Here is a 20263-nt window from a genome sequence, read left to right as displayed (position 1 = left end):
GTCTCCCCCCCCCCCCCCCCCCCCCCCTCCCCCCCCTCCTCCCCCCCCCCCCCCCCCCCCCCCCCCCCCCCCACGCCTGTGCCGCTGGAGTGCGCTGGCGACGTTGGGGGCTGACGGCGTGTGAACTTCGCGGTATGCCGTTTGTATGAGGTATCCGCAGGGTGGTGGGCTGACGCCTGAACGGCAGGCGTTTCGTGAGCGGATCCGGATGGAGGCCGCCGAACGGTTCGGCGCCGGCGCTGGCAGGACGCGGGCACGGTCGGTCTTCGGTCGGCGGCGCCGGTGTCGCTGCCCAAGCTGAGCGAGGCACTGATCGAGGTACTGGAGCAGGAGCTGGCCCAGGGGGCCGGTGGCGCACGGCTGGCCGGACCAGACCTGGACTCTGGCGCGGATCAAGACGCTGATCGGGCGCCGGTTCCGCAAGAGCGTGACGCTGTCGGCCATCGCGCAGATGCTGCACCGGCATGGCTTCAGTCTCCAGGTCCCCGCCCGCCGCGCGACCGAGCGCAACGAGGCAGCTGTCACCGGATGGGTGAAGGAGACCTGGCCCCGGGTGGAAGCGCCGTGGCGGCGCTCGGGGCCTGGCTGTGCTTCGGAGAGGAGGTCGGCTTCTCGATGGGCTCAGTCAAGATTTTCGTGACGGGGTGAGACGCTGTTGTCTTTCCGTCTTGAGCGGTGGCGGTCGAACGCGGGTTCCCGGCTGGTTGATTTGCAGCATGAGGGCAGAATCGGCGGGCAAACGCAGCCCCGCAGCCATCAGGCAGCCGCGGGGGTAAGAGCTGACCGAAGTCCTTCCGCCCTACGGAAGGCCTCTTGTTCGAGCTCCTCCTGATCTGCTGCACTCCTCCGCATCCGTCCCTCGCGAGGCGTGGACATCTGCTCGAGACGGATGAAGGAAGCTGGCATTCGCGGCCGGCCATCACAAGGGAGTGATCATGTCCGCTGGCTCGACCCCAGTGCTGTTCCTGCACGGCTACTGGCACGGATCCTGGTGTTGGAGTGAGGTCATCGCCCGCGTGGCAGGTATGGGCCGCCCGGCCGTCGCGGTGGACATGGCGGGGCACGGGCTTCGTGCCGGTCGGCCACAGTGCCTCACCAGACGTCCGTTCGATGCTGAGGCTCTGGCCACAGAGGTATCGCCGGTGGCGGGAGTGGACCTCGACCAGGCAGGCGACCTGCTTGTCTCGCAGGTCAGAGAGGTCGGCCGTGGTGGCCCGGTGACGGTGGTGGCCCACAGCATGGGCGGCGCCGTGCTGACACGGGCGGCGCAACTGGCACCCGAGCACGTGGCGCACGCGGTGTATCTGACCGCTTTCATGCCGGCCTCGGACGTTCCGGCCATCGCCTACGTGCAGATGCTCGAGAACGCCGGCGAACTGGTTGCACCGTCCGTTCGGGCTGACCCCGCTGCGATCGGCGCACTGCGGCTCGACCTCGCGTCCGATGACCTCGACTATCGTCAGCAACTTCGGAATGCGTTCTTCGGCGATGTCGATCCGGCCATCGCCGACGCCACCCTCGGACTGCTGACGCCCGACGCTCCGGCTGGTATTGCGCTCGGTGCCACCACGCTGACCCGCGACGGTTGGGGCTCGGTGCCCCGCACCTATGTCACCTGCGCTCGGGACATGGCGATCCGACCGAATCTGCAGCAGAAGTTCATCAGCGACGCAGACACCGCCTTCCCGGACAACCCGACCTCAGTCGTGGCGCTCGACTCCTCTCATTCGCCGTTCCTGTCCATGCCCGGACGGGTAGCTGACATCGTCGGGAAGCTGGGCTAAGTGGTCGGCTCCGGAAGTCCTTCGGGGGTTGACTCCGGAGCCGGTCGTGGGCATGTGTGTTGTCAGGTGTCGAGGGGCGGCAAGGTGGAGCTGGGCGGGGCAGTCGACTACCGCGCCGAATCGGTGTCGTAGTCGTCCCGGGCCCGCTCGACCTTGTCCAGGTTGGTGGCGGCCCATTCAGCGAGACGAGCGAACAGCGGCGCGAGGCTGCGGCCGAGTTCGCTGATCTCATACTCGACCCGCGGTGGGACCTCTGGGTGGTAGGTGCGCACGATCATGCCGTCGCGTTCGAGTTGCCGCAGCCGCTGAGTCAACACCTTCGGTGTGATGGTGGTGACCCGTCGTTGCAGCTCTACAAACCGTTGCCGACCGTGCATGTTGAGGGTCCACAGGATCGGCGTGGTCCACCGGCTGAACACGATGTCCACGACCGGGCCGATCGGACAAGCATGTTCGGCGTCGGTGGGCGCGAGTGCCGTCCAGGTCGCATGGTCGGCCACTTGGCTCCCTAATACATAGTCACTTTCCTGTAGGTACTTACTATACCGACGGTGTTAGCCTCGCCGGGTCGCGACGAGGCCCCCTGGCCTGCGATGTTCTCGCCCGCTCGGGCGTGAAGAACACAGTGAAGTGACACGGGAGTTGTTCGTGATCGTAGTGATGGGAGCGACCGGCAACGTTGGCCGACCGCTCGTACAGGCGCTCGCGGCGGCCGGTGAGCAGGTGACGGCAGTATCCCGAGGGGTCTCGGACGCAGTCGTGCCGAAGGGCGTCCGGCACCGGCAGGCTGACCTGACCGCCCCGGAGAGCCTTCGGCCCGTCCTCGACAGCGCTGACGCCCTGTTCCTGCACGACGGCGGCGGCAGTGCCGCTCTGTTGAACCCACGGGACATCGTCGACGTCGCGAAAGCCGGCGGAGTCGGACGTATCGTGCTGCTGTCCTCCATAGGAGTCGCCACCCGACCGCAGTCGTCCTCCCATGGAGGCATGATGCGGTCCATCGAGGACGGCGTCCGGCAGTCGGGCATGGACTGGACGATCCTGCGGCCCGGTGGCTTCAACTCCAACGCGTACGCGTGGGCCGAGTCGGTCCGCGCACAGCGGACGGTCGCCGCACCGTTCGGTGACGTCGGCCTGCCGACCGTCGACCCGGCCGACATTGCCGAGGTCGCCGCCACAGCCCTGCGCGAGGACGGTCACGCCGGGCAGTTCTACGAGTTGACCGGGCCCGCCCTCAACACACCCCGGCAACGGGCCGAGGCGATCGGCGACGCGCTCGGCGAGCCCATCCAGTTCATCGAGCAGACCCGCGACGAGGCGCACGCGCATATGGTGCGGTTCATGCCCGAGCCCGTGGTCGAGACCACCCTCGATGCCATCGGCGAGCCCAACCCCGCCGAGCAGCGGATCAGCCCCGACATCGAGCGGGTCCTCGGCCGCGAGCCCCGCACCTTCGCCGACTGGGTTCAGCGTCACATCGCCGCCTTCCGGTAAGAGCGGCACCTGCGCTGCCGGCCCCGGCCGGGGTTACCCAGGGACCTCCACCAGCGATGCCACCCGGATGCCCCGGCTCAGCGGACGGCGATCCCGGACAGGCAGAGAGCCCGGGCGCCCGCCGCCTGCTGAGTCGCGTCAAAATGCCCGAAGGATTCGCGTTGGCCTGTCCACCGGTCAGCAGCAGGCCGTCGCCCAACGTAATCCACTTCTGCTGATCGGCCTGTCCGCCGTGCCTGTTGCCGCCGCCTGTCCGATATCCCTGACCGCCTCCCAGCGGCACCGGTTGAAGAAGGCAGCCTGGGGTCACAAGACACCCCATCAGTCCCGGATACGCGCACGCATCGTGCTGTTGGCGGCACAAGGGCGAGCCAACGCGCGCATCGCCCGTGAGACCGCGGTCCACGTGGACACCGTGCGGACCTGGCGGGGCCGGTTCGCCGAACAGGGCCTGCCCGGGCTCGCCGACCGCAAGCGCCCGGGCCGACCCGCCTCCTTCACCGCGCTTCAGACCGCGCAGGTCGAAGCCCTGGCCTGCCAACTGCCTGCAGAGACCCGCACGCCCCTGTCGCAGTGGTCGTGCCCGGAACTGGCCCGCGAGGCCGTCGCCCGCCGGATCGCCCCGGCCCTTTCGGCCTCCACCGTGCGCCGGTGGCTGCACCAGGACGCGATCAAGCCCTGGCAGCATCGCTCCTGGATCTTCATCAGCGATCCCGACTTCCGCGCCAAGGCTGCCCGTGTCCTGGACCTCTACGCCGGCACCTGGCAAGGCCGGCCGCTGGGCCCGGACGAGTTCGTCATCAGCGCCGACGAGAAGACCTCCATCCAGGCCCGCTGCCGCTGCCACCCCACCCTTGCGCCCGGCCAGGCCCGGGCGATGCGCGTCAATCACACCTACGGCCGCGGCGGCGCCCTGGCCTACCTGGCCGCCTACGCGCTGGTCGATGCCGGGGTCGGCGAGCAGATTGGCTCCGCGGGAGGTCCCGGCGTCCCGCACGGCGGTCAGGCCGTTCCCGGCGAGCAGGTCCGGCACGTCGATGCCGCTGAGGAAGTCCAGCCCAAGGGGCTGGGGCACCGAGAGAGAGTCAACTCCGGCCAGAGCTGAGAGCGCACTGACGACCTCCTCATCGACCAGGGAGGCAGCCAGGGCGTCGACCAGCTCGTGCAGTCGGGCAACGGACAGGGCATGTCGGCTTCCCAGGGCATGGTGGAAGCCCGCCCTGACTTCCAGGGACACCTGCAGGTGCGAGACGGGAGTCCCGTAAGCGTCGGGCAGATCAATCTTGGCTGCGGCCTCAAGGGGAAAGGGAGGGCTCCGTTCGGGCCGCCCTCCCACAGCAGCCGGACCGTGCGGGCCCGGTTGAAACCGGACCCGTGGAACGGGCCACCCTTCGCGCGCCTGCCCGCCACAGCCAGCAGACCGCCCCCGCTCGTGTCCAGCACGGCCAGAGCGGGCTCATCGACCTCGGTCTTCCGAGTCAGCAGCCCGCAGGTCTCCCACCTGTGCGGTTGTCAGGTGGTTTGGGGCAAGCCCGGTGTCGGGTCGGAAGTGCGGGCACGCGTCGACGCCGACGGCGAGGGCCTGGACGCGGGCTGCCGGAGCGGAACTCGCGTGAACAAGCCTTCGGATGTGCGACCCGCTCGATCGCTCCGTGCGGTCGATGCGCTTTCCCGGCCGGTCGGACGGGCGGATCAGCGCAGTCCGGCGAAGAGATCGTTCTCGGGTACGGTCGCGCCGGTGGCGTCCTGGACGCGTACGAAGGTCTCCATGCCCATCAACTCGCCGAACCTCTCCTTGCCCATCTTGAGGAAGAAGATGTTCTCGCCCTGACTGGCGTGCGCGGCCAGCGCGTCGAACTTCTGACCGCTGAACGCGGTGGTGTCCACCCACGTGGTGATCTCATCGTCGGGGAGGCCGATCTCTGCCATCGCGGCGGCCTCGGCGGGATCCGGCTCCGGCATGTCCGGATGAAACTCGCGCATGATCTCGCCGAACCGCTGCATCATCGAGCGGGGCATCGTGGTCCAGTACACCTTCGGTGTCAGCGCGGTCATCTCCAGCGCCGCCATCGTGATGCGGTGGGCCTGGATGTGGTCGGGGTGGCCGTAGAAGCCGTTCTCGTCGTAGGTGACAACCACATCGGGCCGGTAGTGCCGCATGAGTTCCGCGAGTCGGGCGGCGCCTTCCTGCACGGGGGTCTGCCAGAAGGATCCGGGGGCCTCGTTGCTCGGCCAGCCCATCATCCCGGAGTCGGCATAGTCCAGCATCTCCAGATCGCTGACCTTCAGGACCTCACAGCTCGCCTCGAGTTCTTGACGGCGCATCAAGGCGACCGCCGCCGGATCGTGCCCGGGATCGCCGGGCTTGACACCCCCCGGTCCGTCACCGCAACCACCGTCGGTACACGTCACAAGAACCGTGCGGATGCCTTCCGCCGCGTACCGCGCGAGGACCCCTCCGGTTCCGGTGGCCTCGTCGTCGGGATGGGCGTGTACGGCCATGAGCGTCAAGGGCCGGTCAGTCATGAATCAGACCTCCTGCAGAAATACGTCTTGGTCCAGGAGGGCGGCGGGCGTACCGCGATCCTGGGGCCCGGATCCTGTCGGGGCGGACGACCTGTGGCCTCCTTGTTCCCCGCCCGTGCGGCTCCGGGCCCTCGATCGATGCAACCGCGCCGGCCGGACGGCTGTTCCCGGCCCGGCCGCTCGGCCTTCCAGGCGTCGGCGTTTCAACGCGAACGAGGTCCAGGCACCCAGGCACGACTCGTCACTGCCGCCCGCGCCACAACCAGGGCTCGGTCCGCGAGACCGACTCCGCTCAGCTCGGCACTCACGCAATCACCGACGCTCGGCCGCCGGTGAGAGACCGGGCGGCAAGCTCGGTCAATCGGTCCGACCAGGGCATCGGCGGGGCCATCTCGTCGGGGGACGCGACATGGTCGCGCAACGCTCCAGCCGCTCCGTGAGCAGGTATCCGGCGGTGCGCTCCCGGGCGGCTCCGGCGGCTTTCGTCGCAGCCACGACGGCGTCCGCGCCATTCGGGTTCGCGCGGAACCAGCGGCGGTTCTGCTCGGTCGCGTCGCCCGCCGCGCCTCCGCCTCGGGTTCCTCGGCCCGGCCAAGCCCTGTCCATAATCACCTCGAGCCCGGGAGTAGCTGCGACGTTCATGCCCGCCGTCGCTGAGTACGCCGCTGTGCGGCTTCTACCGCTCACCCATCTGCTCGCTCCGCGTCGTCGGTTGGCCACGCCATTCGTACGCTGAGCTGGTCTCTCCTGACAGGACGAGAGACAGCGCGACAGATGGGCCCGTGTCGCTTCGCACGTTCAAGGGCCCGCCCTTCGACTGAAGGGACAGTGACCGCCGTGGAGATTCAGTTGGCGGATGCAGTATCGGGCATCCGCGACGAGTTGTTGGAAGCTGCTGCTCGAAGCGGAGAACCAGGAGATCTCATTTCTGGTAGGGCCGATCGAGCTCGAGTGTGCGGTGGAGCTTCGTCAGGATGTCAAGGCGCGGTTCGGCTTCAGGGCATATGTGATCTCCGGTGATGTCGAGGGCAGCGTGGCACGAGGGCGTACACACCGGCAGCGGGTGGTAGGGGTCGAGGGCCCTTCGTCGCCTGGATCGGGGTATGAAATCGCGCCGTGTCCGGTGCTGACCTCGGCGCATGTTGTCGGCGTTGTGGGCACTGACATGCGACTGTTCAAGCTGGCTCAGGCGCCCCGCTGTGGCGGAGTGGTGGTCTGGCGCGGAGAGCCGGGCGACCGTGACGACGCAGCCCTGGTCTTGATCAAAGACCCGACTTGGACCCCGTCGGCCACTACACCAGTGCGCTGGGGCAAGTCCGGGTCGAATAAACAACTCACGTCATCCCACAGCAGATCAGCCACCCCGCCATGCTGCCCGGCTCCCTGACCCGACGCACCCCGTTTCCCTTGACCAAAGACATAGGGGCACCCCCCGGCGCGCAGCAACTCCTCCTCCCGAACAGGCGGGCAACGGGGGGCGAGGCGATCATGGGCCTCCGGCATCCCCGCACAGCTTGGGGAACTGACGAAATGAGCAGCTTGAGGGGACGAAACACCACGAAACACCCCTGCGTCAGTCCTACCGCTGTGAGGAAGTTGACCACCGCCCCACGCCCTTTGCCGCCCAATCGAGTTGTTTCACACCAAAATCAGCCATTTCGGCTTTCATGACAGTGAACCTGGTCGTGCGGGTTGAGCACGCTGGGCGTGTTACATGGCCGTACCGGCTGGGGCGGACGAGGCCGTGCTGCGGTTGCGCAACGAGTCCAGCTCACCGCAGGACTCCCAGGAAACGACGGGTGCTGGTTTCCGTCGAGTGTCCGCATCGAGTTCGCTACGCTCCGTAGCTCAGTGTCCGGCAGTTGACAGGGGTCCTGTGACGGCCCAAGTAATGATCAGTGAAGGTGTGTTGTGCGAGTCGATGACGCAGGAGGTTGGTTCGGCCTCTCGGCCTTCCTGCCTGTCGGACTTGGCGGCGCAGAAGGCTGTTGAGCTGGTCGAAGACGCCTTCTTCCTTCCAGCGGGCGAAGTAGGCGTAGACGGTGTTCCAGTGCGGGTAGTCGTGCGGGAGGTAGCGCCAGGGGATCCCGGTGCGGTTCACGTAGAGGACGGCACCGAGCAGGCTGCGCAGGTCATGGTCCGGCGGCCGACCGATGTCCAGTCCGCAGCCGCGGCGCTCGGCCCGCGAGGCGGTCAGGACCGGCTCGACCAGTTTCCACCGGGCATCGGACAGATCGCTCGGGTAACGGCGGCGTTCAGGCATGACCCTGGACCACCCGCCAGGCCGGGGCGCTCGTGCCGGCGCTCGAAGCACACGGCGCTCAATCCGGCGCCTCGGGATGAAACAGGAGTATCCAGAACAAGACGCCCGCTCGATCACCTCTTCTGCAGCTCAGGTCACATCAACCTCATCGACCCCACTCGATCCGACACCGATATCAATCTAAAACACCGCGATTTTAGCGAAAACACCCTCCAGAGCCTGTTTTTGATCCCTGGTGAGCGGTTTCCCAGTTCAGAGTGCGAAACGGGGGCTTCGAAGTGTGGTGAGGACCGTGCAGACACGAGATCGCTATCGCTGTCACGGGCAGCGCGTCGACCGAGTTCAGCATCCGAGGTGCTGGCCGAGATCGTTCTCGCGAACAGCCCTGTGGACTTGGAGGCTGGCGTCGATCCTGTCCGGTGGGCTACGTTGTGTGACGATGACTACCGGGACGGCATTGCGCCACACACGGATTGGTGACCCGGCGCTCCTCTGAGCGTCGAACGGGCCGGTGCTGGCCCGCTGTTGGATCGAGTATCTGGCGCTGCGGCGCGGGCTCCGCCTCCTGTCGTGTTGATCACAGCTCAACACGTCAACCACGACAGGAGAACTCATGCCCATCAAGACGCTGCACATTCCCACCGCGGACGGCCAGGCCGACGCTTTTGCCGCCTTCCCCGACGGTGGTGAGCGGCACCCAGGGGTGCTGATGTACGCGGACGGCTTTGGCATCCGGCCCGTGCTGCGGGAGATGGCCAGCAAACTGGCCCGGCACGGGTATTACGTGCTCGTTCCCAACTTCTTCTACCGGCACGGCCCGGCACCGGTGATCGAACTTCCCGAGCACATCGGAGAAGGGGTTCGGCCTGCGATCTTCGCCCAGCTCATGCCCTTGATCGAGGCGCACACCGCCGAACGTGTCCTGAGCGACGCCGACGCTTACCTCAGGTTCCTCACCACCCAGCCCGAAGTCGCCGCCGGACCGGTCGCGGTGACCGGCTACTGCATAGGCGGTCTCCTGGCGATACGCACCGCCGCAGCCCACCCAGGTCAGGTGGCCGCCGTCGCCGCATTCCACGGCCCCGTGGGCGCCGACGGGCCCGACAGCCTCGCCAAGCTGACCGCCCAGGTCCACCTCGGCCACGCCGAAAGCGACCTGACGCTTGAGGTCCTCGGCGAGCTCAACCAGGCCCTCGACGCCGCGGGGGTCGGCTACACCTCCGAGATCTACCCCGGCACCGTCCACGGCTTCACCATGTCCGACACCGACGCCTTCAACCCCACCGCGCTGCAGCTCCACTGGGACCGCCTGTTGCCCCTGCTCGACCGTACCCTGGTCAACCGGTGAAGCTCCGGTTCGAAAACCAAACACGCAGCGGGACAGCACGAAATGGACTGCGCTGCCTGAGAGCCCGCGTGACTGATCACGCGGCTTGAACGGTTCCTGACGGTCGGGGAGCTGCCGATGTGGGGGGAGGCAGTCTGGCGGGTGAGGCGACGTGTCATCAGGGTGATGGCGGCGAGGGTGAGCATCGCTTCGGGGTGTTCGGGGCGGGTCTCGTAGTCCCGCGCATTGGGCCGAACACTGCCGGATGCAACCGCAGTACCACCCGGCCCGCGTCCACATTGGCGCCGTCCTCGGCAACAGGTCGGGAACCGGACGGAACACCGTCAGACGCCCGGTACTGGCATGATCTGTGACATGACGACCCCGCGTTCCGCTGACAGCACCACAGCGGAAGTGCGTAATCGACACCCACGACTTGAACGGGGGGCGTTGTGGCCGATGAGCAGTCCCGCGTTCAGAGCGCCGTCATCAAGGACACCACGGGCCGGGTAACCGGGTCCGGATTCCTGCTGACCCGCAATCTCGTGCTGACGTGCGCGCATGTGGTCGCCGACGCCCTCGGCACCTCATCGTCCGGTGAGCGCCCGCGAGGCGAGATCCGGGTCGGCTTACCGGCCCTGCTGACGGATCTTCGAGCGGAGGTCATGGCCGGCGGCTGGTTGCCGCTGGGGGACGACCGGCAGGGGGACCTGGCCGTCCTCAGCCTCCTCGGGCCTGCCGCGCATTCGATGCCGCCCTCATATTTCAAGCGCGCCCGGCCCGGAGCGGCCGTCCGCATGTACGAGTACGACGAGCGCGCGGGCCTACGGCGGTGGAGCGGCGTCGTCCGGCACACGCCTGCTGAAGGATCGGCGCAGTGAACACGGCTCGAGTTCACACACGGGGAGCCCCGGCCCGGGATGAGCGGCGGCCCGGTGATCGACAGCGACACCGGCGCGGTCGTCGGGGTGCTTCTGGCGGCTGGCCGGGGCGATTCCCGGGCCGTGGGATGGATGCTGCCGGTGCAGGACGCATTGGACCACGTTCCGGTGGGGCGCCTGCGCGATGACCGACGCAGCCTGAGGCCCAGCGAGACGGGTGCGCTGTCCGAGGCGCTCCTGGGCGTCACGGCCCTGCGCAGCCCGGCGACCTTCGACCTGTTGGTCCAGCTCATCCCGCCGGACATAGCCGCGTCCCTGCCTAGGACCCCGAGCCTGCGTGCCCAGCTCATCACGTTGGTGATCACCTGCGCACGATTCACAAACGGCCTGCGCACCCTGAGTACGGCTCTGGAGACGCTCGGCTCCAGCAGCGTCGAGCTGGAGGCGTTCACGGCTCTGGTCGACAAGCTGACGGCTCAGCCCCTGCTGCTGCCGGCCGAGCGGCAGTCGCTGCACGCGTTGCTCGCACGGGCGGCCGCCCCCGCTGAAGTGCGACCCGGACACGGTGGTGTCGATGCCATGGTGGAACGCGCGGGCAAGCTGGAGGACGCACCCGTCGCCGACGGCGAGCCCCCCGTTAACCGACGCAATCCCTTCGCCGTCATCGGCGAAGTTGACACCGCCGAAGAGGCTGTGACTCTGGTGCTTGAACTCCTACCCACCGGCTCTGATCCCGTCATCACGGCCTCTGAGGACGAGCGCGTGTGACGACGTTTGGCCACACCTTTCGACAGCAGCAACTGCGGCTTCTACCAAGTTCAATCACGGAACTCCGGCCAGAGCCCGGAAAACGGCCAAGGCCACTCGTCGCCCCACTTGGTCCGGAGTTCAACGGAGTGGGTAGCTTCAGCCAGCGTCGCGCGTGTTGTCGGCTGGCGTCGCCCGCTCGTAGAGCGTGCGGGCCGAGTCGGCCAGCGCAGGCCTGAGCAGCATTCGATCGGTCAGTGGCGTCGGCGTCGGGGCTTGCCTTCGTTCACAAGGACTCGTCCCGGTCGGAAGTCTCGGCAAGCGCGACCACAGTCAGCACCTGGTCGAGCGCATGTCTGTTCGCGGCGGCCTGGGCTGGCGGAGCTTCTAGGATCTGCGGCATGGCAACACGACTCGTGCAGATCAACATGAAGGCCCATGATGACTCCGCGCTCGGCCGGTTCTGGGCGGAGGCACTCGGTTGGGGTGTCGACAGCGAGGGACCCGGCGTGACCAACCTCGAACCCGTGGGCTTCGCCTACCCCGACCCCGTGGCCGTTTGCATCGACATCGTCGCCCGCCCGGAACCCAAAACGGTCAAGAACCGCGTGCACCTTGATCTGGCCACCACCTCGACTGCCCATCAAGCGAAGTTGGTCGCGCGCTTGAGGGATCTCGGCGCGACGCTCGCCGACGTGGGTCAGGGCGACGTCCCCTGGACGGTCATGGCCGACCCGGAAGGCAACGAGTTCTGCGTCCTGGAGCCCCGTCCGATCTACCAGGACACCGGGCCGATCGCCGCGGTGGTGGTCGACTGCACCGACCCACGAGGGATGGCCCGGTTCTGGGGCGAGGCGATGGACTGGACGCTGCACGAGGTCACCGACGACCACGCGACCATGCGCTCCGCCAAAGGCGTCGGGCCCTACCTGGAGTTCCTCCGCACCCCCGACACCAAGAGCGTGTGGAACCGCGTCCATCTCGACGTCTGCCCCTACCCCGGTGACGACCTGGCCGCAGAGGCAGCCCGACTGCGCGCCCTGGGCGCCACCGACCCTGATATCGATCAGTCCGCAATCTCCTGGACGGTTCTAGCCGACCCGGAAGGCAACGAGTTCTGTCTCCTCACGCCTCGCTGACCTTGACCAACGACTCCGGCTGGTTCCGGGGCAGCGGCGAAGACCGCGTGGCGTCAGCCCATGCCGCCGGAGACGGGGATGGCGTCCCTGGTGAGCCAGCACGCGTCCTTGGGGGCAAGAAGGCCACCAGCGGGCCGTAGTCGTCGGCGCTGCCCGCACGGCTCCGGCGCCTACGGCGGCCTTACACGCCGGCCATAGGCCACCCTGGATGCCCCCCCGGGGGGAACCGGCTGCCCATGGCGGCCTCTCCCATGCGGCGCCCGGCGGCAGGTCAGGTGTCCCATGACTGGAGAGATCCATCGAGCGGGTATGGGGTGACTCCCGATCGTGGGGTGGCCGTTTTCAGGGTTCAGGCAAGATTTTCGTGAACGGTTCACGGGCTGTGACGTCGTCCGGATGTCACTCGTCGTAGTATTCGCCGTCGTCGCCCTGGACCCGCGCGTTGAGAGCTTTCGCGACCTGGCGCATCTTCGCGATCAGAATGTCGCTCGGGTTCTTGGCGCTGATCTCTCCCGACGCCCAGTGCAAGGCGGTTCCGAGCCGCTCTTCGTCAGGATGTGTGGTCATCACTGCAGACCATTGAGAGGGCCCGCTCCATTCAGACGGTGGAGGAATCATGGACAGGCCGGCGTCACTCTCAACGAGTGCCTCCCATTCATGCGTGGCGATCTCCGGTCCATCTTCGTCCCACCAGTCTTCACGCCGGGTGATGTGGATGTCGTAGCCCATGGCGCGAGACGGTAGACGACGCTACTGACAAGAGTCCGGGAGACAAGGTAGAAGAACGTGCTTGCGCAGCAATGGGAGTTCGGCCCGGTTGAACATCTGCCGCTTCAGCGTCTTGAGTCGGTTGACGTGCCCTGCGACGACGCCGGAGCCGTAGTCCAGGGTCACTCCGGCCAGTACCGCATCGAGGTCCTGGCACAGGAACCCCGCGAAGCCCTTGATCGGCGGGGATGCGGTTTGCTCTGCCTGGCGTATCCAGGCGGCGGTGGCGGAGCAGGTCGGTGAACGCGCGAGCGCAGTCGCAGGCTGCGGTGATGTCTGGACACGCAAGTCGCACCCCATCCGCTCGGCGTGCTTCTTCAGGCAGCCTCGGTGCTGGTGGCAGACCTGCTCGACCGCCCGGGACAGGCTCTGGAGCAGGTGCCATCGATCGGCAACTTTGCACCGTGTCCGGGCAGGCCTTGGTCGCGGCGCGGCTGTAACTGCTGTCTCGGTCACGGCAGATGACCTCGGCGCCGGGGTACTCGGTCAGCCACGCGGCGAGTGTGTCGGACGAACGGTCGGGAAGCAGGTCGATCACCGTCGAGGTATCGACGTCGACCAGGATGGTGCCGCAGGTCCGGCCCTTTCGGAAGGCGAAGTCGTCCACGCCCAGTGCCCGAGCGCCTCGACCGTGTCCTGTCCAGGCGCGTGCGGCGGATGGCCGCCGCGGTGGGCCGGGCCAGCGGCCACGACCCGGACGGCTCCATCGCCGGCTGGGTCTGGGCGGACGGGAACTGGTCGCCCCACCGCTACGGGGTCTACCTCTCCTTCCTGCACGCCGCTGCCCGTCAACTGGCCGTCCGGCGCATCGCCCGACCTGCTCGAATGCGCGCACCACCGCACGGCAGGCATCCGGCTGACGGCACAGCCCGTTCGCCGTGCAGTCGGGTGACGCTGGTGCGTCCCGCGGTCACTTCGCCTGGGCGAGCCAGACCGCGTCGGGGCCGGCCGGGAATCGCAGCTGGCCGGTCGTGTCGTGCACGGCTCGCCACACCGTCTCGGCGACGTCGCTCTCCTTGGTGAACAGGTCCTGGCCCGTGAAGTCGGCCATGGCCTTCTTCGCCCATGGTGAGTAGGGCGCCGGGACCAGCTCGTCCGGCGAGGCGCCGTTCGTCGCCCTGGCTGCGAAGTTCGTCGTCAGGCAGGCACCCGGTTCGACTGTCTTCGCTCGTACGCCGAAGGGCGCGAGTTCGAGCGCGAGGGATGCGGTGAACCCCTCGATGGCCATCTTGCTCGCCTTGTAGACGGCCGAGAGCGGCATGTGTCCCAGCACCACGCTGGAGGTCACGTTGACCACCACGCCGGAGCCGCGCTCGCGGAACTGGGGCAGCACCGCCTGGGTCGTCGCCATCACGCCGAACGTGTTGGTCTCGAAGACCTCCCGCACTCGGGCCATGGGGGTGCCCTCGAACACACCGATGGAGGGGACGCCCGCGTTGTTGACCAGGGCGTCGATGGGCCCCGCTGCCTCGAACGCGGCGGTGATGGACTCGGGCTCGGTCACGTCGAGCTCGACGACGCGGAGCCGGTCCGACTCGGGAAGGACGCCCGCACGCGGGGTGCGCATCGTGGCGATGACGTTCCACCCCTGCGAGTGGAAGTGGAGGGCGGTTTCCCGCCCGTATCCGGAGGAGGCTCCAGTGATCAGAATGGTCTTCATGGGATGGCCCTTGCGATGTGGTGGGATCCGCGGACGGACAGGCTTCTTCCTGCTCCGCGGGAGAACCGGTGATCCCATTGAATCGCTCTGACCTGCGGAAATAGTAGAACTATCCTCGCTTCCTCTTGCACGATCCTCCTTCGTCGTCCCGCCCCGCTCAGGGCAGGACGCCTGCGGGGGCGCGTACGGTGTTCCGCAGGCGCGCGGCGTCCTTACTGGGGGGTACGCCGAACTGCCGGCGGTACTCGCGGCTGAACTGTGACGGGTTGTCGTAGCCGACGCGGTGGCCGACCCCGGTGACGTCGCCCGGGTGGGTGGCGAGCAGCAGCCGGGCTTCCTGGAGCCGGATCTGTTTCTGGAACTGGATGGGGCTCATCGCGGTCACCGCCTGGAAGTTGCGGTAGAAGGCGGAGACGCTCATGCCGGACATGCGGGCCACGTCTTCGACCCGGAAGGGCTCGGCGTAGTGGCCGCGGATCCAGCGCACGGCCCGTGAGACGTGGCTGAGGCCGCTGTCGGCGAGGCCGAGCTGGCGCACGGCCTCGCCCTGCTCGCCGGTGATCAGGCGCCACAGGATCTCTCGTTTGACCAGCGGGGCCAGAACGGCCCGATCGCGAGGTTCGTCCAGCAGGCGCAGCAGCCGGACGACCGCGTCGAGCAGCGCGGGCGGGGCGTCGCTGACCGCGATCCCCGACGGCGGGCCTCCGCCGGCGCGGGGGGTGACTCCGGGCCCGGCCTGCAGCAGCAGTTCGGCGACGGCCGACGGCTCCAGCGTGAGCCCGAATCCGAGCGCCGGCTGCTCGGGGTCGGCCTGGATGAACTGTCCGGTGACGGGCAGGTCGACGGATGCGACCAGGTACTGCCCGGCGCCGTACTCGTAGACGCGATCGCCCAGGGCAAGGCGTTTGGCGCCCTGGGCGATGACCGCGAGCACCGTGCCGGACGTGGAGGGCGCCGGCGGATCCGGCCGGTCGACCCTCGAGATGAGGACGCCGTCGACGGCCGTGGTCCAGTCGGGGCGGGCGTGCCGGGCCAGCAGGGTGCGGAGCTCTTCGAGGTGCATGCGTCCATTGCAGCACCATTCCGCGCTGTGGCTCCTGCGTCCGCGAGGATCGTGCAAGTACAAGCGAGCATCGGTCTAACGTTTTCGCAGGTCAGCTCGGTTGAATGGAATCACCTCACTCCATCACCGAGAAAAAGGTAGCCATGATCGCCAACTACGGCTTCCACGCGACCCTGACCGCCAAGCCCGGAATGGGCGACCAACTTGTTGACCTGCTGCTGACCGGCCTGAGCGAGGGCAGCCCCGGCGCGAGCACATTCTGCGTCGTCTACCTCGTCTCCCGTTCCGCGTCCGACTCCGACGTCGTCCACGTCACCGAGGGGTGGACCAGCGAGGAGGACCACCACCGGATCTTCGCCGGCGAGGCCGCCCAGGCCATCGTGGCGCAGATCGACGGTCTGCTGGCCAAGGAGTCCGAGTACACCGACTACGTCCCGGTCCGCGGCAAGGCCGCCTTCTAGAGCCCCGGATCGATCCCCGCCCTCCTGACGCCTCGGCGCCCGCCGAGGCGGCCCCCCTCTTCGTCCGACCGTCCGGCACCATCCCACGAAAGGCCCACGCCCATGACCACGGCACGACCCGCCCTGGACCCCGAACTGCGTGAGCTGCTGGCCGACATGCCGCTGATGTCTCAGCTCAGCCCGGAAACGCTCGCACAACTGCGTCAGCTCCCCTCGACGCCCATCGAGTCCCTGCTCGCACACCGGCCAGTCGACCGGCGCGAGATCACCGTGCCCGCCAGGGACGGTGCCCCGATCCCCCTGTCGGTCTTCAGCCCCGCGAACACCGACCGCACCACCGCCTCCGCACCCTGCGTCTACTGGATGCACGGCGGCGGGATGGTCATGGGCGACCGCTTCTCGCAGATCGACATCCCGCTGGAGTGGCTCGACACCTTCGGCGCGGTCGTGGTCTCCGTGGACTACCGGCTGGCACCCGAGGCCACCGGTACGACCCTGGTCGACGACTGCTACCAGGGACTGCTCTGGACCGCCGAACACTCCGAGGAACTCGGCATCGACCCCGCCCGGATCGTCGTCGCCGGCGCCAGCGCGGGCGGCGGCCTCGCCGCCGGGGTCACCCTGCTGGCCCGCGACCTCGGCACCCCGGCCATCGCGGCGCAGATGCTGATCTGCCCCATGCTCGACCACCGCAACACCAGCACCTCCAGCCGCCAGTACTCCGGCGAGCCCGGCGTCTGGACCCGCGAGATGAACGAGTTCGGATGGCGTGCCGTCCTCGGTGACTTCACCGACCAGGAGGTACCCGAGTACGTCTCACCCGCGCTGGCCGACGATCTCTCCGGCCTGCCGACCACCTACATCGACACCGGCTCCGCCGAAGTCTTCCGCGACGAGGACACCGACTACGCCACGCGCATCTGGGCGGCCGGCGGCCAAGCCGAACTCCACGTCTGGGCGGGTGGCTTCCACGGCTTCGACGTCCTGTACCCGCAGGCGCGCATTTCAGCCACGGCCCGCCGAACCCGCAGCGACTGGCTCACCCGACACCTGCCCCCGAACCGCACCGCATGACACCGCAGACACCGCAGACACCGCAGACACCTCAGGCAGCGGGCACACCGACCCGCCGCCCGAGGCCGGCGGCGGGATGCCAGGCCGGACTTCCGAGCGGACCCAAGGCAAGGTCAGCGGGCGGGCTCCATCGTTCAAGCCGCCTCTGCACGTCGCGTTGACGGCAGATCAGGCTTCCCAACCCACCCAGCGGCGGACCTCCCCGACCTGCGGCCGCGGCCGTACACGGAGCGCCGCCAGGTCCTCCTGGGCGGTTCCTGCACACGCCCCCGCCATCGGCAACGCCGGTGGAGGCTGTCGAGGCGATCCGGGTGCTCGGCATCTGCCACGGCGCCTCGCACACCGAGGTCATCGTCGACACCGGCGGGCGACCCGCGTCGGCGGGACCACAACGCCGTACCGGTTCAGGTCACGGCGTCAGCCGTTGTCAGAACGTATCGACGAGGACCTGATAGGTCATGAGCCCCAGACAGACCGATGCGGCGCACCACGCCAGGATCTCTCTCACCTTGAGCCTGCCTGGCAGAAGAGAAGGAAGGGCGATGCTGCTCGGTACTGCCGGGTCATAGACGACCTCGGTGCGGTCGCCCTCCTGCGTGCCGCGAGGCGGATGGGCCATGCCTTCCCCCTCCGCCTCGTTCTCCACGCCGTCCGGCAACGTGAAGGCCACCACCGGGTAGTACAGCAACTCGCCGTCCTCCGCGACCGCGGTGCGGAACCTGACCAGCTCGGCGGTAGCACTGACACCGCGCACCCTCAGCCGGAAACGGCTCAGAGCCCCGAACGCGAACACCACGCACAGCACGACCGTGACCACCGCGACGACGACACCACCCACCTGCTCGCCCGCCATGCCCAGACCGTAGCGGACCACCCCCACGGAACCGACCCCATCTACCCGACGAACAGCGACACGGGCCCGCCCCGAACCGCGGCTCTCCCTGCCGGCCTCCGCCGCTGCAGCAGCAGCCAGTGGATCTCCCCACGACACGGTCTTCCACCCGGATCAGGGCGCCGAGAACTCCATGATCTTGGGAGGGCACGTCATTCGCCTGCGGCGTCCTCAGCCTCCCAGCGCAGCAGGTCGCCCGGCTGGCACTCGAGCACCTCGCAGAGCGCGGCGAGCGTCGCGAAGCGCACCGCCTTGGCACGGCCGTTCTTGAGTACCGCCAGGTTGGCGGGAGTGATCCCCACGCGGTCCGCGAGCTCGCCCACGGACATCTTCCGCCTCGCCAGCATCACGTCGATGTCGACGGCGATCGGCATCAGATCACCTCGTCCAACTCGGCCTGCATCCGGGCCGCTTCGACGTCGCGCGCGACGGCCTGGGCGAGCAGCATCCGCAGCACGAGCACGATGAGCGCGACCCCCAGGATGGCCAAGCCGACCCCGCCCATGATGACGGTCACGCCCGGGTCGTCCCGCTGGCCCGGGGCGTTGATGCCCGTGACCGCGAACCACACGAGGGCCGCCGCCACGATCGCGCCGATCACGCCGTCCACGTACCGGAAGGCGGCGTGGGAGAACACGGTGCCGCGTCGCACCATCGTCACCAGCTGCGCTACGCAGATCAGGGCGACCTGGACCGACACCAAGCCCAGGACCGTGATCACGCGCAGCGCGGTCAGCGGGAGCGACCCGTCCTCCGGGTCGCTCCCGCTGACCAATGTCCAAACCATCAAGGCCTGCACGAACACGGTGCCAGCGAGCAGCACCACGAGCAGGGCGCGCAGCGCACGCACCGTCAGCTTTCCCATGACTCACCCTTCCATCGAATCGCGATGGAAATCTATCGAGACTCGATAGGGCAGACAAGGGCGGGGCGGAGGGTGGGCGGGCGTTCCGCACGATGGCGGGACGTCGCCGCCTCTCATGGCATGACGGTTGCGCGAGTCTTGATCTTGTCGAAACCGGCCTCACCTGAACACACGTCGGGCGCCACCCGACCACGCCGAAGTCCTGGGCGGGCGGCCTGCCGGGTGGTTTCGGCGAGGGAACGCAGCACCTCACGCCCACCGTTGAGGACCCCGCCCGAGGCGGCGCCGTCCCGGTGAACAGGGGACCCCCGGCCGGTTCCGACTCATCCAAGGGATGCAGGGACCTCCGAATCGGCGCCGTCGTTCAGTCGGCGATGTCGACCCCGTAGCTGCGTGCAAGGGCGTCCAGGCCGTGGTCGTAGCCCTGGCCGACGGTACGTAGACGCCAGAGCGGACCCCTGCGGTAGATCTCCACGAGCAGCATCGTGCGTTCGGTGGTGGCGGCGTCCAGGGTGGCCCGGGCGAGAGGTGCCCCGCTGCTGCCGGGGGCCGCACCGATCTGGATCGCGCCGACACTCCCGAAGGTAGCGACGCCGTCGATGGCCGCAGCGACGACGATCTTTCGCGTCGCAGGTGGCAGGGATGCCAAGTCGACGGCGATGGACTGTTCGGCAGGGCCGCCGGTCAGCAGGCGCGCCGTCCCGGCGGGGCTCTCCGGGGCTCCGTAGAAGATGAAGCCCTCCTCCGAGCTGACCTGTTCGTCCTCGTCAAGGAGGAAGGCGACCACGTCGATCTCACAGTCGGACTGCGGGGCCCAGCCGGCAGTGACGTACCACTCCGGCGCGGGTCCGCCGTGCGGCATGGGCAGGTCGATGACGCCGCCCCTCGGCATCACGTGCGGCTCCTGAGGCCGAAGAACCGCCGCAGTCTGGTCCGTTGTGCTCGGAGAGGCGAGCCAGTGCAGGTCGTGCACGGGGAGTTCAAGGGCGGTGATGCGCTTCATGCGTCGGTCGCCTTCTTCTCCCGGCAGGAGCACGACGTCAGTGACGCTGGCGGACAGGTTGATCGCCGCGGATCCGCCCAGCTCGACGACGCGGGTACGAGCTGCCGCCGCATCGACATGGACGCCGCCGAGCACCAATACCCGGCGTCCCGCCAGGGGCTTGTCCAAGGTGCCGGCGAAGGGCTCCGATCGACGCGGCGCCGGGACGTACACGCAGGCCGCCACACCATCCCAGGCATCGGGGCGACCCCCGGCCACCGCTCTAGTCGTCAACGCCCACTGGGCCGGACACTGCACCTTCGACCGGCTCGTCATC

19 protein-coding genes and 3 pseudogenes are annotated in these 20263 nt (G+C 68.3%); 11 read left to right on the top strand and 11 right to left on the bottom strand.

The window, feature by feature from the left end; genetic code table 11:
• Positions 1-145: 145 nt before the first annotated feature.
• Together ACZ6D7_RS44935 and ACZ6D7_RS44930 are read left to right on the top strand one after the other, a co-directional pair.
• Positions 146-610: pseudogene (locus ACZ6D7_RS44935) on the top strand (helix-turn-helix domain-containing protein); the annotation flags it as partial.
• A 325-nt stretch (positions 611-935) separates the two neighbouring features.
• A complete protein-coding gene (locus tag ACZ6D7_RS44930; RefSeq protein ID WP_469504142.1) occupies positions 936-1784 on the top strand; it encodes an alpha/beta fold hydrolase in 849 nt (282 codons plus the stop codon).
• A gap of 107 nt (positions 1785-1891) precedes the next feature.
• On the opposite strand, the gene ACZ6D7_RS44925 is transcribed toward ACZ6D7_RS44930, so the two are convergent.
• Positions 1892-2284, bottom strand: coding sequence for a winged helix-turn-helix transcriptional regulator (locus tag ACZ6D7_RS44925; protein WP_469504139.1), 393 nt, complete (start codon positions 2282-2284; stop codon positions 1892-1894).
• A gap of 148 nt (positions 2285-2432) precedes the next feature.
• Between ACZ6D7_RS44925 and ACZ6D7_RS44920 the strand changes: the two genes are divergently transcribed.
• Both ACZ6D7_RS44920 and ACZ6D7_RS44915 read left to right on the top strand, forming a co-directional pair.
• Complete coding sequence (locus tag ACZ6D7_RS44920) at positions 2433-3278, top strand: NAD(P)H-binding protein (RefSeq protein ID WP_469504134.1); 846 nt, start codon at positions 2433-2435, stop codon at positions 3276-3278.
• A 67-nt stretch (positions 3279-3345) separates the two neighbouring features.
• Positions 3346-4383: an IS630 family transposase gene (locus tag ACZ6D7_RS44915; RefSeq protein ID WP_469504132.1), complete on the top strand. Its 1038-nt coding sequence runs from the start codon at positions 3346-3348 to the stop codon at positions 4381-4383.
• A gap of 587 nt (positions 4384-4970) precedes the next feature.
• Here the strand turns inward: ACZ6D7_RS44915 and ACZ6D7_RS44910 are convergent.
• Positions 4971-5804, bottom strand: a complete 834-nt coding sequence (locus ACZ6D7_RS44910) for a PIG-L family deacetylase (RefSeq protein WP_469504129.1) — start codon at positions 5802-5804, stop codon at positions 4971-4973.
• Positions 5805-6660: 856 nt separating this feature from the next.
• On the opposite strand from ACZ6D7_RS44910, the gene ACZ6D7_RS44905 reads away from it, so the two are divergent.
• Complete coding sequence (locus ACZ6D7_RS44905; RefSeq protein WP_469504127.1) at positions 6661-7191, top strand: trypco2 family protein; 531 nt, start codon at positions 6661-6663, stop codon at positions 7189-7191.
• Positions 7192-7712: 521 nt separating this feature from the next.
• Here the strand turns inward: ACZ6D7_RS44905 and ACZ6D7_RS44900 are convergent.
• Positions 7713-8067: pseudogene (locus ACZ6D7_RS44900) on the bottom strand (transposase); the annotation flags it as partial.
• A 613-nt stretch (positions 8068-8680) separates the two neighbouring features.
• On the opposite strand from ACZ6D7_RS44900, the gene ACZ6D7_RS44895 reads away from it, so the two are divergent.
• The 4 genes from ACZ6D7_RS44895 (at position 8681) to ACZ6D7_RS44880 (ending at position 12161) form a co-directional block, all read left to right on the top strand.
• Positions 8681-9415 (top strand): dienelactone hydrolase family protein, encoded by a 735-nt coding sequence (locus ACZ6D7_RS44895; RefSeq protein ID WP_469504124.1) that lies wholly within the window; start codon positions 8681-8683, stop codon positions 9413-9415.
• 431 nt (positions 9416-9846) lie between these two features.
• Positions 9847-10275 carry a trypsin-like peptidase domain-containing protein gene (locus ACZ6D7_RS44890; RefSeq protein ID WP_469504122.1) on the top strand — a complete coding sequence of 143 codons (429 nt, stop codon included), beginning with the start codon at positions 9847-9849 and terminating at the stop codon, positions 10273-10275.
• A 54-nt stretch (positions 10276-10329) separates the two neighbouring features.
• Entirely contained in the window at positions 10330-11043 is a 714-nt protein-coding gene (locus tag ACZ6D7_RS44885; RefSeq protein ID WP_469504120.1) for an effector-associated domain 2-containing protein, read from the top strand.
• A gap of 380 nt (positions 11044-11423) precedes the next feature.
• Entirely contained in the window at positions 11424-12161 is a 738-nt protein-coding gene (locus ACZ6D7_RS44880; RefSeq protein ID WP_469504117.1) for a VOC family protein, read from the top strand.
• 399 nt (positions 12162-12560) lie between these two features.
• On the opposite strand, the gene ACZ6D7_RS44875 is transcribed toward ACZ6D7_RS44880, so the two are convergent.
• The 4 genes and pseudogenes from ACZ6D7_RS44875 to ACZ6D7_RS44860 all read right to left on the bottom strand — a co-directional run bounded on the left by ACZ6D7_RS44875 (position 12561) and on the right by ACZ6D7_RS44860 (position 15652).
• On the bottom strand, positions 12561-12890 hold the full coding sequence (locus tag ACZ6D7_RS44875) for a hypothetical protein (protein ID WP_469504114.1): 330 nt from the start codon (positions 12888-12890) through the stop codon (positions 12561-12563).
• 451 nt (positions 12891-13341) lie between these two features.
• Positions 13342-13536: pseudogene (locus ACZ6D7_RS44870) on the bottom strand (transposase); the annotation flags it as partial.
• Between the two features lie 303 nt (positions 13537-13839).
• Complete coding sequence (locus tag ACZ6D7_RS44865; protein ID WP_469504112.1) at positions 13840-14589, bottom strand: SDR family oxidoreductase; 750 nt, start codon at positions 14587-14589, stop codon at positions 13840-13842.
• 157 nt (positions 14590-14746) lie between these two features.
• A complete protein-coding gene (locus tag ACZ6D7_RS44860; RefSeq protein ID WP_469504110.1) occupies positions 14747-15652 on the bottom strand; it encodes an AraC family transcriptional regulator in 906 nt (301 codons plus the stop codon).
• Between the two features lie 143 nt (positions 15653-15795).
• On the opposite strand from ACZ6D7_RS44860, the gene ACZ6D7_RS44855 reads away from it, so the two are divergent.
• Positions 15796-16113 carry a putative quinol monooxygenase gene (locus ACZ6D7_RS44855; protein WP_469504108.1) on the top strand — a complete coding sequence of 106 codons (318 nt, stop codon included), beginning with the start codon at positions 15796-15798 and terminating at the stop codon, positions 16111-16113.
• A 102-nt stretch (positions 16114-16215) separates the two neighbouring features.
• Positions 16216-17187: an alpha/beta hydrolase gene (locus ACZ6D7_RS44850; protein WP_469504105.1), complete on the top strand. Its 972-nt coding sequence runs from the start codon at positions 16216-16218 to the stop codon at positions 17185-17187.
• Positions 17188-17614: 427 nt separating this feature from the next.
• Here ACZ6D7_RS44850 and ACZ6D7_RS44845 read toward each other — a convergent pair whose 3' ends face one another.
• From ACZ6D7_RS44845 to ACZ6D7_RS44830, 4 genes are all read right to left on the bottom strand, one after another.
• Complete coding sequence (locus ACZ6D7_RS44845; protein ID WP_469504102.1) at positions 17615-18040, bottom strand: DUF3592 domain-containing protein; 426 nt, start codon at positions 18038-18040, stop codon at positions 17615-17617.
• Between the two features lie 191 nt (positions 18041-18231).
• On the bottom strand, positions 18232-18453 hold the full coding sequence (locus ACZ6D7_RS44840) for a helix-turn-helix domain-containing protein (RefSeq protein WP_062039671.1): 222 nt from the start codon (positions 18451-18453) through the stop codon (positions 18232-18234).
• Positions 18453-18944, bottom strand: a complete 492-nt coding sequence (locus ACZ6D7_RS44835) for a DUF2975 domain-containing protein (RefSeq protein WP_469504099.1) — start codon at positions 18942-18944, stop codon at positions 18453-18455. The genes ACZ6D7_RS44840 and ACZ6D7_RS44835 overlap by 1 nt, the downstream gene beginning before the upstream one ends.
• Positions 18945-19308: 364 nt before the next feature.
• A partial coding sequence (locus tag ACZ6D7_RS44830; RefSeq protein WP_469504097.1) for a TerD family protein occupies positions 19309-20263 on the bottom strand: 955 nt, incomplete at its 5' end.

It is taken from the genome of Streptomyces sp. NPDC041784 (assembly GCF_055591025.1).
The sequence above is the reverse complement of the archived record's forward strand: the minus strand, read 5'-3'. Positions and strand labels throughout refer to the sequence as shown.

Excerpts from the sequence above, each read along its gene's own strand:
- ACZ6D7_RS44930 (WP_469504142.1), top strand. The coding sequence starts at position 936 with ATGTCCGCTGGCTCGACCCCAGTGCTGTTCCTGCACGGCTACTGGCAC.
- ACZ6D7_RS44915 (WP_469504132.1), top strand. The coding sequence starts at position 3,346 with ATGCCCCGGCTCAGCGGACGGCGATCCCGGACAGGCAGAGAGCCCGGG.
- ACZ6D7_RS44910 (WP_469504129.1), bottom strand. The coding sequence starts at position 5,804 with ATGACTGACCGGCCCTTGACGCTCATGGCCGTACACGCCCATCCCGAC.
- ACZ6D7_RS44905 (WP_469504127.1), top strand. The coding sequence starts at position 6,661 with ATGCAGTATCGGGCATCCGCGACGAGTTGTTGGAAGCTGCTGCTCGAA.
- ACZ6D7_RS44895 (WP_469504124.1), top strand. The coding sequence starts at position 8,681 with ATGCCCATCAAGACGCTGCACATTCCCACCGCGGACGGCCAGGCCGAC.
- ACZ6D7_RS44880 (WP_469504117.1), top strand. The coding sequence starts at position 11,424 with ATGGCAACACGACTCGTGCAGATCAACATGAAGGCCCATGATGACTCC.
- ACZ6D7_RS44875 (WP_469504114.1), bottom strand. The coding sequence starts at position 12,890 with ATGGGCTACGACATCCACATCACCCGGCGTGAAGACTGGTGGGACGAA.
- ACZ6D7_RS44865 (WP_469504112.1), bottom strand. The coding sequence starts at position 14,589 with ATGAAGACCATTCTGATCACTGGAGCCTCCTCCGGATACGGGCGGGAA.
- ACZ6D7_RS44860 (WP_469504110.1), bottom strand. The coding sequence starts at position 15,652 with ATGCACCTCGAAGAGCTCCGCACCCTGCTGGCCCGGCACGCCCGCCCC.
- ACZ6D7_RS44855 (WP_469504108.1), top strand. The coding sequence starts at position 15,796 with ATGATCGCCAACTACGGCTTCCACGCGACCCTGACCGCCAAGCCCGGA.
- ACZ6D7_RS44850 (WP_469504105.1), top strand. The coding sequence starts at position 16,216 with ATGACCACGGCACGACCCGCCCTGGACCCCGAACTGCGTGAGCTGCTG.
- ACZ6D7_RS44845 (WP_469504102.1), bottom strand. The coding sequence starts at position 18,040 with ATGGCGGGCGAGCAGGTGGGTGGTGTCGTCGTCGCGGTGGTCACGGTC.
- ACZ6D7_RS44840 (WP_062039671.1), bottom strand. The coding sequence starts at position 18,453 with ATGCCGATCGCCGTCGACATCGACGTGATGCTGGCGAGGCGGAAGATG.
- ACZ6D7_RS44835 (WP_469504099.1), bottom strand. The coding sequence starts at position 18,944 with ATGGGAAAGCTGACGGTGCGTGCGCTGCGCGCCCTGCTCGTGGTGCTG.